The 15,147-nt window shown below is 67.7% G+C and carries 7 protein-coding genes and 2 pseudogenes; 2 read left to right on the top strand and 7 right to left on the bottom strand.

The annotated features are described in order from the left end of the window. Window positions 1-37 precede the first annotated feature (37 nt). The 6 genes and pseudogenes from pulA to EAO75_RS19645 form a co-directional block, all read right to left on the bottom strand. Window positions 38-5,521: pseudogene (pulA, locus tag EAO75_RS19670) on the bottom strand (pullulanase-type alpha-1,6-glucosidase). A 116-nt stretch (window positions 5,522-5,637) separates the two neighbouring features. Next, the gene (locus EAO75_RS19665) at window positions 5,638-7,023 is read right to left on the bottom strand and encodes an alpha-amylase (protein WP_410092463.1); all 1,386 of its coding nucleotides are present in this window, start codon (window positions 7,021-7,023) and stop codon (window positions 5,638-5,640) included. Window positions 7,024-7,273: 250 nt separating this feature from the next. Further along, the gene (locus EAO75_RS19660; RefSeq protein ID WP_147996389.1) at window positions 7,274-8,935 is read right to left on the bottom strand and encodes a glycoside hydrolase family 13 protein; all 1,662 of its coding nucleotides are present in this window, start codon (window positions 8,933-8,935) and stop codon (window positions 7,274-7,276) included. A gap of 180 nt (window positions 8,936-9,115) precedes the next feature. Next, window positions 9,116-10,024 (bottom strand): sugar ABC transporter permease, encoded by a 909-nt coding sequence (locus EAO75_RS19655; protein ID WP_147996388.1) that lies wholly within the window; start codon window positions 10,022-10,024, stop codon window positions 9,116-9,118. A gap of 13 nt (window positions 10,025-10,037) precedes the next feature. Continuing rightward, on the bottom strand, window positions 10,038-11,042 hold the full coding sequence (locus tag EAO75_RS19650) for a carbohydrate ABC transporter permease (protein WP_147996387.1): 1,005 nt from the start codon (window positions 11,040-11,042) through the stop codon (window positions 10,038-10,040). A gap of 106 nt (window positions 11,043-11,148) precedes the next feature. Then, window positions 11,149-12,420, bottom strand: coding sequence for an extracellular solute-binding protein (locus EAO75_RS19645; RefSeq protein WP_147996386.1), 1,272 nt, complete (start codon window positions 12,418-12,420; stop codon window positions 11,149-11,151). 380 nt (window positions 12,421-12,800) lie between these two features. On the opposite strand from EAO75_RS19645, the gene EAO75_RS19640 reads away from it, so the two are divergent. Both EAO75_RS19640 and EAO75_RS19635 read left to right on the top strand, forming a co-directional pair. Continuing rightward, on the top strand, window positions 12,801-13,835 hold the full coding sequence (locus EAO75_RS19640; RefSeq protein ID WP_261989363.1) for a LacI family DNA-binding transcriptional regulator: 1,035 nt from the start codon (window positions 12,801-12,803) through the stop codon (window positions 13,833-13,835). Window positions 13,836-13,986: 151 nt separating this feature from the next. Beyond that, the gene (locus EAO75_RS19635; protein WP_147996384.1) at window positions 13,987-14,952 is read left to right on the top strand and encodes a phosphatase PAP2 family protein; all 966 of its coding nucleotides are present in this window, start codon (window positions 13,987-13,989) and stop codon (window positions 14,950-14,952) included. Window positions 14,953-14,996: 44 nt separating this feature from the next. On the opposite strand, the pseudogene EAO75_RS48635 reads toward EAO75_RS19635, so the two are convergent. Beyond that, window positions 14,997-15,147: pseudogene (locus EAO75_RS48635) on the bottom strand (phosphatase PAP2 family protein); the annotation flags it as partial.

The following is a 15,147-nucleotide window of genomic DNA, read 5'->3' as shown; positions in this document are numbered from 1 at the left end:
CCCGTGACCGGGCCGCCCCACTCAAGTTAGTGCCGTATCAGAGGGCTCGGGTGAAGACCGCGACTGTGCGCCCCGGAATGGCGAACGTGCCCGTTTCCTCGTCGTAGGAAGCGGACTTGACGATAGGGTCCGCGCCCGAGGCCTGCACCGGATGCAGCCGGTACCCGTCGCCGGCGAGCGAGGCGACCCGCTGCTCCTGCCGGTCGGGCGTGGCGTTGAAGACGACGACGAGGTCACCGAGCCGCATGGTGATCACGCCGGGCGTCTCCTCCTTGCCGGACAGCGGGAAGGACAGCTTCGACTGCACCTGCTCGGCCGTGCCGAGGGAGAAGGCGCTCTCCGTCGAGCGGATCCGCAGCAGGTCGCGGTACGCCGTCGAGGAGCCCTCGATCTGCTCGCAGCCGACCTTGACGCCGCTCAACAGGGGCTTGGCGTACGGCCACTTGGACTGGTTGTCGGCCGCCATCGGCAGCCCCCGCCCGAAGCCGTTGCCGTCGGCGCAGTTCCAGTGGATGGCGTTGAACCAGTCGCCGCTGTCGTAGGAGTTGCGGTCGAGGGACTTCGAGCGCAGCAGGTCGGTGCCGGCCTGGGAGAGCGCCGGGCCCTGCGACAGGGTCGCCGTGGCCATGGCGAGGACCTGCATCCGGGCACGGTCGGCCGCGCTCGTGGTGGCGGGCAGCTTGTACGTCAGCGCGTCGAACAGCGACTCGTTGTCGTGCGCGTCCGCGTAGGCGAGGGCGTCGCCGGGGGCGGCCGCGTAGCCGGCGGGTGCGCCGTTGTAGTCGACCTCGGAGCCCTTGACGTCCTTGCCCGCCGTGTCGGTGAAGCGGTAGTCGGCGAGGTTGCCGGACAGGCCGACCTTGATCAGGTCCTGGTAGTGCAGCAGGCGCGCCTTCTGCTCCGCCTCGGTGCCGTTGTTCTTCGACGAGTTGGGCTCGGTGTACAGCCCGGACGCGAAGCCCTGGATGCCCGGGTCCTCGTCGAAGGGGCCGCCGCCGCGCACCGCGTCACGGGCGCGGTCGGAGAAGGTCGCGATGCCGGTGCCGGCCATGTTCTTCTGCGTGGCCTGGACGAACCGGGCGTCGTCGGCGACCTCGCCGAAGTTCCAGCCCTCGCCGTACAGGATGATCTTCTTGCCGTCGACGCCGTCCTTGGCGAGGGTCAGCCCGTCGAGGGCCTTCCTGACCGCCAGGATGTTGGCCTTCGGGTGGTGGCCCATGAGGTCGAAGCGGAAGCCGTCGACCTTGTACTTCTTGGCCCAGGTGACGATCGAGTCGACGACCAGCTTGCCCATCATGGCGTTCTCGGTGGCGGTGTTGGCACAGCAGGTGCTGTTGGCGACCGAACCGTCGGGAAGGAGCCGCTGGTAGTAGCCGGGCACGATCCGGTCGAGGACGCTGGTGTCCGCCTGGCCGCTCGCCGCGGTGTGGTTGTAGACGACGTCCATGACGACGCGCAGGCCGTCCTCGTTCAGCGCCTTGACCATTCTGCGGAACTCGACGGTACGCGCGGTGCCGTCCGGGTCGGAGGAGTACGAACCCTCGGGGACCGTGTAGTGGTACGGGTCGTAGCCCCAGTTGTAGGCGTCCTTCGCGGCGGCCTTCGCCACGCACTCCTGCTGCTTGTCGGAGTCGGCCGGGAAGGAGGCGAGGTCGCAGTCGGGGCTCGCCTGGTCGGACTTCTTCTCGGGGATGGTGGCGATGTCGAAGGCCGGCAGCAGATGGACGTACGACGTGCCCGCCTCGGCCAGCTTCTTCAGGTGCTTGGAGCCGTCGCTGAGCTTGTCGGTGAAGGCGAGGTAGGTGCCCTTGTCCTTCGCGGCCACGGTCTTGTCCGCCACCGAGAAGTCCCGGACGTGCAGCTCCTGAATCTGCGCGTCTTTCAGCGGCACCGCCTTGGGCTTGGTGTACGTCGACCAGCCCGTCGGCGCCAGCGTCCGGTCGTCGAGGTCGACGACGAGGCTGCGCAGGGAGTTGGCGGTGAGGGCGACCGAGTAGGGGTCGGTGACCTTGTTGGTGACGACCTTGCCGACGCTGGGCGCCCAGACCTGCACGGCGTACCGGTAGGACTTGCCCTTCCAGGACCTGGGGCCGGTGACGGACCAGACGCCGGTGGTGTCGTTCCGCTTCATGGCGACGGTGGAGTCGCCGATCTCCAGCTTCACCGACTGTGCCGTGGGCGCCCAGACGGCCAGCGTCGGACGGCCCTTGTCGAAGGTCGGCCCGAGGTCCGCCTTCGTCGCCGCGGGGTAGAGGTCGTCGAGCACTCCGGCGATCTGCACGCCGGTCGCGGCCAGTACAGCCCCGTTGGCGGCGCGCTGGGACGCCACGATCTGGCCGTTCAGGGCCGCGCGGACCCGGTCGCGGTCGCGCGGGTCGACGGACCAGGCGGTGTAGTCCTTCAGGTGCGGGAACTTCGCCTTCTGGGCGTCGGTGAGGGACGTCTTGGACAGCCGCAGCCATCGCTCGTCGTCGCTGGTCAGCGCCCCGTCCTTGACGGCGATCGAGCCGTCCCGGCTGTACAGGAGCTGGGTGGACGCGGCGGCCTCGGAGCCGTTCCAGGCGATCGTGTTCCGGTCGATCCAGACGGCCTTGGAGGTCGTCAGGTCGAGCGCGGCCGCGGAGCCGGCGGGCTGCGGGAGCAGGTACTTCTCCTGGCCGCTCAACAGCCACACCTCGTGGCCGTTCGCCGTGAGGTCGAGCGACTGGTCGGCGGGCAGGTCCTTCTCGTCGCCCTTGTGGAGGATGTAGCTGAGACTGGTGGCACCGTCGGTGAGCGGTACCTCGAAGACCGCACCATAACTGTCAGTCTTGACCGGCTTCAGGGGGTTCGACCACTCGGTGGGGTTCGCGGCACCCGTCCAGGTGTGCAGTCCCCAGCCGTCGTAGTTCCCGTCGGCGCGGTGGTAGTGCAGGACGGCCTTGGACTTGTCCGGGGCCGGGTAGTCGGCCGCCGGCTTCTCCGTGCGGACGGCCTCCTTGCCCTGCTCGACCCAGATCTCGCCCGTCTTGGTGACGTCGATCGTGCGGTCGGCGGAGACGTCCTTGTTGCCGTCCTTGTCGATGACGAGGTAGCCGACGCTGGAGGCGCCCGGCTTCAGCTTGACGTAGGCGAAGGCGCCGTAGGAGTCGCGGCCGACGAAGGGGTGGCTGTCCGGCCAGTTGGTGGACTCGCCCTCGGCGAGGTCGCCCCAGGCGTACAGGCCCCAGTTCGCGTAGTCGCCGTCGGCGCGCTTGTAGTGGACGATCGCGTAGTCGCGGGAGGAGGCCGTCCGCACGGAGAAGCCGGCGGCCGACTACCCGGCCCCGGACAAGTCCAAGGCCGTCCTGCACTACCACCGCGCCTCCGGGACGGGCGGGGTGCCGGTGGTGGAGGCAGCCGTCGCGCTCGCCGTGCGGCCGGCCGAGTCGATCACGACCGCCTTGTAGCGCAGGGCCGTTCCGGCCGGTACGCCTGCGCCGATGGCCTGGGTGACCTTGTACGGGGCATGGTCGGCGGAGCCGAGGGTCTTCCACTTGCCGTTTCCGACCTGCGCGGCGAAGACGACCCGGTTGAGCTGTCCGCCGTCGACATCGGCGCCGATCTCGACCGTGCCGGTGGCGCCGGTGGCCGGGGCCTTCAGCGCGATGGTCGGCTCGGTCGCGGGCTTGGCGGGCCTGCCGGCCGCCTTGAGGACGATCGCCGAGCCGACCGGAACGGTGACGGTGACCTTCTTGCCGGCATCGGACGTGACGGTCGCGTCGGTGCCGTGGATCCCCTTGAACGCCATGCCGGCCGAACCGGTCGCGAAGGTCGCCGTCTTCGCCTCGCCCGCGTTGTTGAAGGCGACGACGTACTCGGTGCCCGTGCGGGCGTCGGTACGGGAGAAGGCGTAGATGCCTGCGCCGTCGGCCGCGTAGCGCTCGGTCTGGACGCCGTCGGCGAGGGCCGGGTTGGCCTTGCGGAGCTTGGAGAGCGCGCTGATCTGCTCGTACAGCGGTGCGCTCGTGTCGTAGGCGTCGCTCGCGTGGGTGCGGTCGGTGCCGATCTGGTCGTCGTCGAGGTAGTCGGCGGTCTTCGAGGCGAACAGGGTCTGGCGGGCGTCCTTGTCGCCGCCGGCGCCGGTGAAGCCCTGTTCGTCGCCGTAGTAGACGACCGGGTTGCCGCGGCTGAGGAACATCAGCTCGTTGGCGAGCTCGTCCTTCTTGAGCAGCTCGGCGTCGGTGGCCTTCGGGTTGTCCTGGTTCAGGAAGTACCCGATGCGCCCCATGTCGTGGTTGCCGAGGAAGGTGACCTGCTCGTAGGCGTTGGCCTTGTCGGTCGTGTACTTGTAGTCGTCGCCGAAGACGCCCGCGAGCTTCTTCGCGCTGCCGCCCTGGGAGGCGTACTGCCGGGCCGCTTCCTGGAAGGGGAAGTCGAGCGTGGCGTCGAGGCGGCCCTGGGTGACGTACGGCGAGGTGATCGACGTGTCGGCGGAGTAGACCTCGCCGAACATGAAGAAGTCGTCACGGCCCCGCTTGGCCGCGTAGGAGTCGAGGGCCGTGGCCCACTGCGTCCAGAACTCCATGTTGACGTGCTTCACCGTGTCGATACGGAAGCCGTCGATGTCGAAGTCCCTGACCCAGCGCTGGTAGATCCGCTCCATGCCGCTGACGACCTCGGGGKGCTCGGTCCACAGGTCGTCGAGGCCGGAGAAGTCGCCGTGGGCGGAGCTCTCGCCGGCGAAGGTCGAGTCGCCCCGGTTGTGGTACATCGCCGGGTCGTTGAGCCACGACGGGACCTTGAGGTTCTTCTTCGCGGCGGGGACGGTCGGCGTGCGCGGGAAGGAGTCGGCGTCGACGGCCGGGAACCCTGACCTTCCGTCCGCGTAGTCCGCGTCGTCGAACGGCTTGCCGTCCTTGGTCAGATACGGAAAGGCACCCTTGGAGAGGTAGTCGTAAGACTTCTCCTCATAGTCGACGACATCCGCCGTGTGGTTGGTGATGACGTCGAAGAAGACCTTCATGCCCTTGGCGTGGGCCTTGGAGATGAGGGTCTGAAGGTCCTTGTTGGTGCCGAAGTGCGGGTCGACCTGGGTGAAGTCGGTGATCCAGTAGCCGTGGTAGGCGGCGGAGGCGTTGCTCCCCGTCCCCTGCACGGGCTGGTTCTTGAAGATCGGGGCCATCCAGATGGAGGTGGTGCCGAGGCCCTTGATGTAGTCCAGGCGCTTGGTCAGGCCCTTGAGGTCACCGCCCTGGTAGAAACCCTTGTCGGTGGGGTCGTAGCCGGTGGCCAGGCGCGAACCGGTCAGACCGCCCTTGTCGTTGCCCGTGTCGCCATTGGCGAAACGGTCCGGCAGGACGAAGTAGAACTGCTCACGGGTGGCGTCGTGCCGGGCGGGCTCGGCAGCGAGCCTGGCGTCGGACGGGGGCGCGGGCGGCGTCTCGGCCCGCGCCACGAGAGGCTGGACGAGTGCTGCGGTCAGCGCGGTCACGACGACCGCAGCGACCCGTCCGACATGGGTGGTTCGCCGCCTCGACGGCGATGGCCATCTCGATATCACAGATGGGCTCCTAGCGATTACGGCTCTGTGGGTCCGACCCCGCGCGAAACGTATCGCCGCCGTAAGGATTACAGCAAGAGGCTTGAAACCATCGGCAAAAACTTTCAGTTGGGCACTCAGCAGCTCGACTTGCCGGAGTAGACCGCCAGGGCCGTGTTGGAGCCCAGCGTGGCCGTGAGCTGGCCGCTGGAGTTCACCGTCACCGTCGTGTTGTTCTGCACGTTGCAGTACGTGCCCGCCGCGAGGGACGTCTGGTACGTGCGGCTCAGCGAGCCCGACTCGTGGTTGATGGCCACGAAGCCCTTGCTCCCCCGCCCGAAGGCGATGGCGTCGGCGCCGTTGTCCCACCAGTTGGTGACCGACTCGCCGCGCGTGGCGTTGCGGAAGGCGACCATCGACTTGATCTCCGGCCAGGCGTGCTGGCACTTCCAGCCGTTCTGCCAACAGGCGGTCACTGAGCCACCGTTGGGTGGGCCGGCATCCGCGTCGGAGAACTCGTAGCCGGAGTTGATGTCCGGAGCGCCGTACGGGTAGGCGAGCATGAAGACGTTCGCCAGCGTGTAGTTGGCGTTGTCCTTGTAGTTCAGGGTGGAGCCATTGCGCTCGGTGTCGTGGTTGTCCACGAAGACACCGGAGACGCCGCTGCTCATATAGCCCCAGCCCTCGCCGTAGTTCTTCAGATAGGCGAGGTTCTCGTTGTTGAAGACCCGCTTGAGGTCGTAGGCGTAGCGGAACTCCTGGACGTCGCCGTTGCCCGTGTACTCGGTGGGCTGGACGGCCTCGCCGCTGCCGTAGATGGCCTCTTGCTTCCAGTAGACGGAAGGGTTGGTCAAGCGGGACTTGATGTTGGCCAGGTCGGCGGCGTCCATGTGCTTGGCCGCGTCGATGCGGAAGCCGTCGACGCCGAGCGAGAGCAGGTCGTTCATGTAGCCGGCGATGGCGCCGCGCACGTAGGACTCGCCGGTGTCCAGGTCGGCGAGGCCGACGAGTTCGCAGTGCTGGACGTTCCAGCGGTCCTGGTAGTTGCTGATCTGGCTGGTGCAGTCGTCGAAGTCGGCGGACGAGTACAGGCCCGGGTAGTTGTACTTGGTGTACGACGATCCGCCCGTGCCGGTGCCGCTGCCCGCCGACATGTGGTTGATGACGGTGTCGACGACGACCTTCACACCGGCCGAGTGACAGGTGTTGACCATGTTCTGGAAGGCCGTACGGTCACCGAGACGCCCGGCGATCCTGTAGCTGACCGGCTGGTACGAGGTCCACCACTGTGCGCCCTGGATGTGCTCGGCGGGCGGGGAGACCTGGACGTAGCCGTAGCCGGCGGGGCCGAGGGTGTTCGTGCACTCCTTGGCGACCGAGGCGAAGCTCCACTCGAACATCACCGCGGTGACGTCCTTGGTGCCGGGCGGGGAGGCGGACGCGGTGGTCCCGGGGGCCATGAGGGCCAACGACGTGGCGGCGAGCGCGGTCGCGGTCGCGGTGACGGACCATCTCGATATCACAGGCGTGTACTCCTTGCGATGACGGCCAGGCGTCGTTGCCGGGCGCCGGCGTGACCGTACCGCCACGAAAGGTTTACAGCAAGAGAGTTGAAAGTCATAGCAAGTACTTTCATCCGCAACCTTGACGCGCCCTCCTCAACTCCCTCACCCTCATCGGTAGTTGAGCTCCCTACCGCCGCCCTGGAAGCAAGAGCAGGGGCCCGCTGCCTGAGAAGGCAGCGGGCCCCTGTCATTTGCGTTTGACGGCCTGTCAGGCAGTCGTCCACCACACCGTGGTGTCGCCCGGCACCTTCGCCTCGCCGTCCGCCTCGCTGATCTCACCGCTGGCGAGGAGGAGACGGCCGTACGACGTCGTCGTCACCGACTCGCCGCCGGTGTTCGCGACGCACACGAACTCACCGCGCCGGAAGGCGACGACACCCTCGGGCGCCTTCAGCCACTCCACCGCGTCGCCGGCGCCCAGGTCGGGCTGCGTGCGGCGCAGGGCGAGCGCGGAGCGGTACAGCTCCAGGGTGGAGTCGGCGTCGCCGGTCTGCGCCTCGACGCTCAGCTCGCCCCAGCCCTCCGGCTGCGGCAGCCAGCTGCCGCCGGTACCGAAGCCGTACGACGATCCCGAGCGCGTCCACGGGATCGGCACCCGGCAGCCGTCGCGGAAGCCGTCCTGCCCGGCGCCGCGGAAGTACGCCGGGTCCTGGCGGACCTCGTCCGGCAGGTCGACGACGTCCGGGAGGCCCAGCTCCTCGCCCTGGTAGATGTACGCCGAGCCGGGCAGCGCCAGCATCAGCAAGGTGGCAGCCCGGGCCCGTCGCAGGCCCAGTTCCCGGTCCCCCGCCGTGCGGATCTGGGTGCCGAGGCCCGGCGGGTTGGCGAACCGGGTGGCGTGGCGGGTGACGTCGTGGTTGGAGAGGACCCAGGTGGCGGGGGCGCCGACCGGGCGCATGGCCTCCAGGGTGCGGTCGACGACCTTGCGCAGCTCCTCCGCGTCCCACTCCGTCGACAGGTACTGGAAGTTGAAGGCCTGGTGCAGCTCGTCCGGGCGGACGTAGTTCGCGGTGCGCTCGACGGTCGGGGTCCACGCCTCGGCCACGAAAATGCGGTCGCCCGCGTACTCGTCGAGGATCGTGCGCCACTGTCGGTAGATCGCGTGCACACCGTCCTGGTCGAAGAACGGCATGACATCGTTGCCCAGCAGCTTGAGCTGCTCGTGGGATCCAAGGTCGGGCAGCCCCTCCGCCTTCACCAGGCCGTGGGCGACGTCGATACGGAAGCCGTCGACGCCCATGTCGAGCCAGAAGCGGAGAATCGAGCGGAACTCGTCGCCCACCGCCGGGTGGTCCCAGTTGAAGTCGGGCTGCTCGGGCGCGAAGAGGTGCAGATACCACTCCCCGTCCGCGACGCGCGTCCAGGCGGGGCCGCCGAAGATGGACTCCCAGTCGTTGGGCGGCAGTTCGCCGTTCTCGCCCTTGCCGGGACGGAAGTGGTAGCGGTCGCGCAGCGGGGAACCCGGCCCCTCGGCGATGGCCCGCTTGAACCACTCGTGGTGGTCGGAGGAGTGGTTGGGGACCAGGTCGACGATGATCCTGAGGCCCAGCTCGCGGGCGTCGCGGATCAGCGCGTCCGCGTCGAGCAGGTTGCCGAACATCGGGTCGACGGCCCGGTAGTCGGCGACGTCGTAGCCGGCGTCGGCCTGTGGCGAGGCATAGAAGGGGCTGAGCCACACGGCGTCGACGCCGAGGTCGCGCAGATACGGGAGACGGGAGCGTACGCCTTCCAGGTCGCCCATGCCGTCGCCGTTGCTGTCGGCGAAGCTGCGCGGATAGACCTGGTAGATCACCGCGTCCCGCCACCAGTCGCTGCGCTTGGCTTTGGCGGGGTTCGGGGCCGGGGCGATGGCAGAGTGCTGCTGGCTCATGGCGTCCTTGTGCGTAACGGGGTCATGGGATCAGGTGTGCGTACAACGGTGATGACGAGGCGGTCGCGGTGACAGCGGGGTCGGATGGTCACCGCGACCGCCTCGAGTTCTGGTGCGGCGCCGTCGTGGCTGGTCGCGCAGTTCCCCGCGCCCCTGACAGGGCGCTACCGAACCGGCGTTCTAGCCCTTCGTGCCGCCCGCGGTGAGGCCGGTCACCAGGTTCTTCTGGACGAGGTAGAAGAAGGCGGAGACGGGTATCGCGATCAGCACCGCGGTGGCGGCCATGAGCTGGCGCTGGGCGTCGTGCTCACTGACGAAGGTCTGCAGGGCGACGGCGAAGGTGTACTTCGTGTCGGACAGCATGAACGTCGAGGCGAAGGCGACCTCGCCGAAGGCCGTGATGAAGCTGTAGAAGCCGGCGACCGCGAGACCGGGCTTCGCGAGCGGCAGGATCAGCCGTACGAACGTGCCGAAGGGGCTCAGTCCGTCGACGCGTCCGGCCTCGTCGATCTCGAACGGGATGGTGTCGAAGTAGCCCTTGAGCAGCCAGGCGCAGTACGGCACCGCGGTCGAGCAGTAGACGAGGATCAGACCGAGGTAGCTGTCGACCAGCTGGAGTTCGGAGAGGATCTGGTACATCGGCACGATCAGGACGGCGATCGGGAACATCTGGGTGACCAGAAGCACCCACATGAACTTCTTGTAGCCCGGAAAGCGCATGCGCGAGACGGCGTAGCCGGTGGTGGCGGCGATCATGACGCCGATGACCGTGGTGCCGAGCGAGACGATCAGGGTGCTCGTCAGCCAGTCGAAGAAGTTGGTGTCCTGCAGGACGAACGAGTAGTTGTCCAGCGTCATCTTCCCCCAGATGTCACCGGGGTGCAGATAGTCGTCCTTGTCCGGGCCGAGGGACAGGAAGACCAGCCAGAGGATCGGGAAGAGAGCGATCAGGCTCGCGACGATCAGGATGCCGTGGGAGACGAGCGAGCCCGCGAGGCCGCGCCCGCCTCGGCGCGCCTTGCCCTGGGTGGGGGCCACGGGATTCTCCTTCTTCGCCTCGGCGGAGGTCAGGGCGGTAGTGGTGCTCATGGGGACTCCTGCCTCAGATCGCGAGCTGCTGGTCATTGCGGTTCAGCCAGCGGCGGTAGAAGGAGGTGAAGACGATCAGGATGGCCAGCAGCAGCATGCCGTAGGCGGCCGACTGCGCGAAGTCGCGCGGCTGCTGTCCGAAGCCGAGGTAGTAGGCCCAGGTGACAAGGATCTGGGCGTCCGGGGCGGTGTCGCCGAACAGCAGGAAGATGATGGCGAACTGGTTGAAGGTCCAGATGATGCCGAGGAGTACGACGGTGGAGCTGACGGAGCGCAGGCCGGGCAGGGTGACGTAGCGGAACTGCTGCCACTTGCTCGCGCCGTCCATCTCGGCGGCCTCGTAGAGGGTGGTGTCGATGGACTGCAGTCCGCCGAGCAGCGAGAGCATCATGAACGGCACGCCGCACCAGGTGTTGACCATGATCGCGGCGAACCGCTGCCAGAAGGTGTCCTCCAGCCACAGCGGGGTCGGCAGGTGGAGCGTCTCCAGGAAGGAGTTGATGACTCCGCCGTCGGCGAGCATGAAGCGCCAGCCGAACACGGTGACGAAGGTCGGCACGGCCCACGGCAGGATCAGGATCAGCCGGTACAGGGTGCGGCCGCGCAGCTTCTGGTTGAGCAGCAGGGCGAGGCCGAGGCCGATCGTGTAGTGGAGGGTGACGCAGGCGGCCGTCCACACGATGGTCCAGATGAAGTGGGACCAGAAGCGGTCGTAGGCGGTCTCGCCCCACAGGATGTCGGTGTAGTTGTCGAGACCGATGAACTTGTAGGTGGCCTCGATCTCGTTGACGCCGATGGTGCGGCCCGTGTTGAGGCTGTTGGCGTCCGTGAGCGTCAGGTAGAAGCCGTAGGCCAACGGGTAGAGCACGAGAACGCCGAGGACGACGACCACCGGCGTGATCATCGCGTAGGCGTACCAGTGCTTCTGGTACGAGTGCTTCAGGCGCTGGCCCAGCCCGGGCCGCGGCGCGCGGTCACCGTGGCGCTTGCCGGTGGCGCGGTCGATGGCGACTGTCATGGTTCTCTCGACACCTTCTGGAAGATCAGGGGGCGGGCCTTACGCACAGGCCGGTGGCCGCCGGGTCCCGTCCCCCTGTCGGGCAGGACCCGGCGGCCACTGGCGATCACTTGCTGAAGTCCGGCACCAGCTTGGCGATGGCGACCTCGGTGTTGCTCAGACCCTTGTCCAGGGACTCCTTGCCACCGGCGATCTTCAGCAGCTCGGTGTCCAGCGGGCCCCACAGGGAGCTGTACTCGGGCAGCGCCGGGCGCGGCTGGGCGGCGGCGAGGACGCCCTGGTAGCCGGCGATGCCCGGGTCGGCCTTGACCTCGGCGGTGTAGGCGTCGTCACGGGTGGGCAGCGTGTTGTTCTTCAGGGCGATGGTCTCCTGGGCCTTCGCCGAAGTCATGAAGTTCACGAACTTCAGCGCGGCCTTCTGGTGCGCCTCGTCGGAGCCGGCGTACACGGAGAGGTTGTGGCCGCCGGTCGGGGCGCCCGCCTTGCCGGCGGAGCCGGCCGGGACGGTGGCGATGCCGAGGTTGGCCTTGTCCTTGAACGCGGAGCCCTTGTAGAAGTTGGTGATCTCCCACGGGCCCTGCATGATCGCGGCGACCTTGCCGCTGACGAACGCCTCCTGGATGTGGGCGTAGGCGTCGGCGGTGGTGTCGGCCTTGTGCAGGCCCTTGCCGTCGAAGAGGCTCAGCCAGGTGCCGTAGCCCTTCTTGGCCTCGGCCGAGTTGACGGTGATCTTCTTGGCGTCGGCGTCGACGGTGTCGGTGCCCTCGCCGTAGAGGAACGTCTGGGCGTAGTAGGCCTGGGTGGAGCCCCAGTAACCGTCGACGCCGGTCTTGTCCTTGATCGTGGCGGCGGCCTTCTTCAGGTCGTCCCAGGTCTTGGGGGCCTCGACGCCGGCCTTCTTGAACAGGTCCTTGTTGTAGACGAAGGCGAGCGTGTCCGTGGTGAACGGAGCGCCGTAGGTCTTGCCCTCGTACTTGGCCTGCTCGATCAGGCTGGGCTGGAACTTGGCCTGGTCGGCGAGGGCCTCGGTGCCGTCCAGCGGCAGGAAGAAGCCCTTCTTCGCGAAGGCGGGGGTCCAGCCGACCTCGGAGCGCAGGATGTCCGGGGCGCCCTTGGAACCGGCGGCGGTGTCGAACTTGTTCTGCGCCTGGTCGAAGGGGACGTTGACGTACTTGACCTTGATGTCCTTGTTGGCGGCCTCGAACTCCTTGACCAAGGCCTGGTACGTCGGCGCCTCATTGGTGGCGTTGGAGGTGTCCCACCACGTGAGGGTCACCGGCCCGCTCGAGTCGCTGCCACTGTCGTCCCCGCCGCCGCACGCCGTCGCCGCAAGAGCGAGGGACGCCACCAGCGCGGTGGCCGCTATGCCACGCCGCATGAGTTCTCCTTGAGGGTGAAAGCCCGTGTGATGCAGGGTGGCCCCGTCTGCCGCTCCCTGCTGTCTTGCCGACTGCGCCGTTGCGGCCGCCGGGCGACGTGAACGTAACAGCGCTGAAAGACTTACGAAAGACCTTGCAGAAAAAAAGTGCAAGAGAACGCGGAAGTTACCGGGGCGTGACCGCTCGGCGACCGCCATGAGACGCTTCTTTACAGCGGTAGAGCGGCCCGCAGGCCACTTGTGCAAGACTCTGCAAGCTCTTGCCATCATGTTCACGAGGGAGTGCGATGACGCAGCAGCCCGGGCGCGGCCGGTCAACAGGTCGCCCACGGCGTCCGATTGGTGTGCAAGGCGACATACGGCCGGTACAGTCCAGTGCCGTGACCACACGGCTTGCGGACATCGCTGCGCAGGCGGGGGTGAGCGAAGCGACCGTCAGCCGGGTCCTCAACGGCAAGCCGGGCGTCGCCTCCACCACCCGCCAGTCCGTGCTGGCCGCACTCGACGTACTCGGCTACGAACGCCCCGTACGCCTGCGCCAGCGCAGCGAGGGCCTGGTGGGCCTGATCACCCCGGAGCTGGAGAACCCGATATTCCCGGCCCTCGCCCAGGTCATCGGCCAGGCGCTGACCAGGCAGGGCTACACGCCGGTGCTGGCCACCCAGACCCCGGGCGGCTCGACGGAGGACGAGCTCACGGAGATGCTCGTCGACCGCGGAGTGGCCGGCATCATCTACGTCTCCGGCCTCCACGCCGACACCACGGCCGACATGCAGCGCTACGAGCGACTGCGCGCCCAGGGTGTCCCCTACGTCCTGGTGGACGGCTTCTCCCCCAAGGTCCAGGCACCGTTCATCTCCCCCGACGACCGCGCGGCGATGACCCTGGCCGTGACCCATCTCGTCTCCCTGGGCCACACCCGCATCGGCCTGGCCCTGGGCCCCAAGCGCTTCGTCCCGGTCCAGCGCAAGATCGAGGGCTTCGTCCGCACCGTGCAGGACCAGCTGAAGCTGCCGACGGACGTCATCGAGAACGAACTGATCCAGCACTCCCTGTACACGCTGGAGGGCGGCCAGGCAGCCGCGACGGCCCTGATCGGCCGTGACTGCACCGCGATCGTCTGCGCCAGCGACATGATGGCACTGGGTGCGATACGGGCGGCCCGGCAACTCAGCCTCGATGTCCCCAAGGACATCTCGGTCGTGGGTTTCGACGACTCCCCGCTGATCGCCTTCACCGACCCGCCCCTGACCACGGTGCGCAAGCCGGTTCCGGCGATGGGCCAGGCCGCGGTACGCACGCTGCTCGAAGAGATCGGCGGGACTCCCGCTCCGCACAGCGAGTTCGTGTTCATGCCGGAGCTGGTGGTGCGGGGTTCGACGGCTTCGGCACCCGGTGACAGAAATCGTCCCTAAGTCGTCAAGTCGTCCGCAAGTCGGAGAATAGACGCATCCCTCCCCTGCGTTGGTAGGAGTATGGAGCTGTACGCCGGCCGTAGAACGTGCATCCCGAACCCAACCGAGGGATGATCGGTCGGGGAAGTCTTTTCTGGCAGACTCTGTGCCTATGGGTGACACGACCGTGACGACACTGGAAGGCCGGGAAGCCGCCGTTCCGCACCCTGTCGCCAACGAGACGGGGCGGGGGCCCCTGCGCCGACTGCGCACCCCTCGCCGGCCCCGTCTCTGGTTCGAGATCCTGCTGATCGCGGTGAGTTACTGGACGTACTCACTGATCCGCAACGCGGTCCCGGAGCAGAAGTCCGAGGCGCTGCGCAACGCCGACTGGCTCTGGAGGCTCGAACACAGCCTGGGCCTGGCCGTCGAGGAGTCGGTCAACCACGCGATCAATTCGGTGAGTTGGCTCATCGTAGGGATGAACTACTACTACGCGACCCTGCACTTCATCGTCACCCTGGGCGTCCTGATCTGGCTCTACCGCAGCCACCCCGGCCGCTACGCGGCAACCCGCCTGGTCCTCTTCGCGACAACAGGCGTGGCCCTGGTCGGTTACTACCTGTATCCACTCGCACCTCCCCGCCTGATGACCAACACAGGCTTCATCGACACGGTCCTGGTCCACGACACCTGGGGCTCCATGGCCTCCGGCGACCTGAAGAACATGTCGAACCAGTACGCCGCGATGCCGTCGATGCACATCGGCTGGTCGGTCTGGTCGGGCCTGACGATCTTCGCGCTGGCACGAATCCCCTGGGTGCGTGTGCTGGGCCTGCTCTATCCGATGGCCACCCTCCTGGTGATCGTCGCAACGGCCAACCACTTCTGGCTGGACGCGGTGGGCGGCCTCATGTGCCTGGCGTTCGGCTACGCGGTGGCATGGGTCTGGTACGGAGCGCTCCCCTACGCGCTACCGAGGCAGGTACCGCAGCGGCAAACGGCGGGAAGGGGACGTGCCGGGGGTCGTCCACCCGCAGCGGCGGGCGTCGAGGGACAGCACGTCAGGGCCAACAGCAACCGTCCGGCCGAGGACGGACACCCTCCGGCACGGCCCCGGCCCACGACAAGACCGTAGGCGCGACGCGCACCCCCAGAAAGCCGCACAGGCCGCGCCGCAGGCATCGGCGGCATCGCGGCGTACTGGTTCGACATGTTCTTCAGGTCGCCGGAGGCCATGGAGCCCCAGGTGTCGTGGACCAGGACCGTGTCGATGAAGCCTGTGTTGGTCATCAGGCGGGGAGGTGCGAGTGGATACAGGTAGTAACCGACC

The sequence above is a fragment of the Streptomyces sp. UW30 genome (assembly GCF_008042075.1).
Classification (GTDB): domain Bacteria; phylum Actinomycetota; class Actinomycetes; order Streptomycetales; family Streptomycetaceae; genus Streptomyces.
Note: the sequence above shows the minus strand (reverse complement) of the source record. Positions and strands in the feature narration are given on the sequence as shown.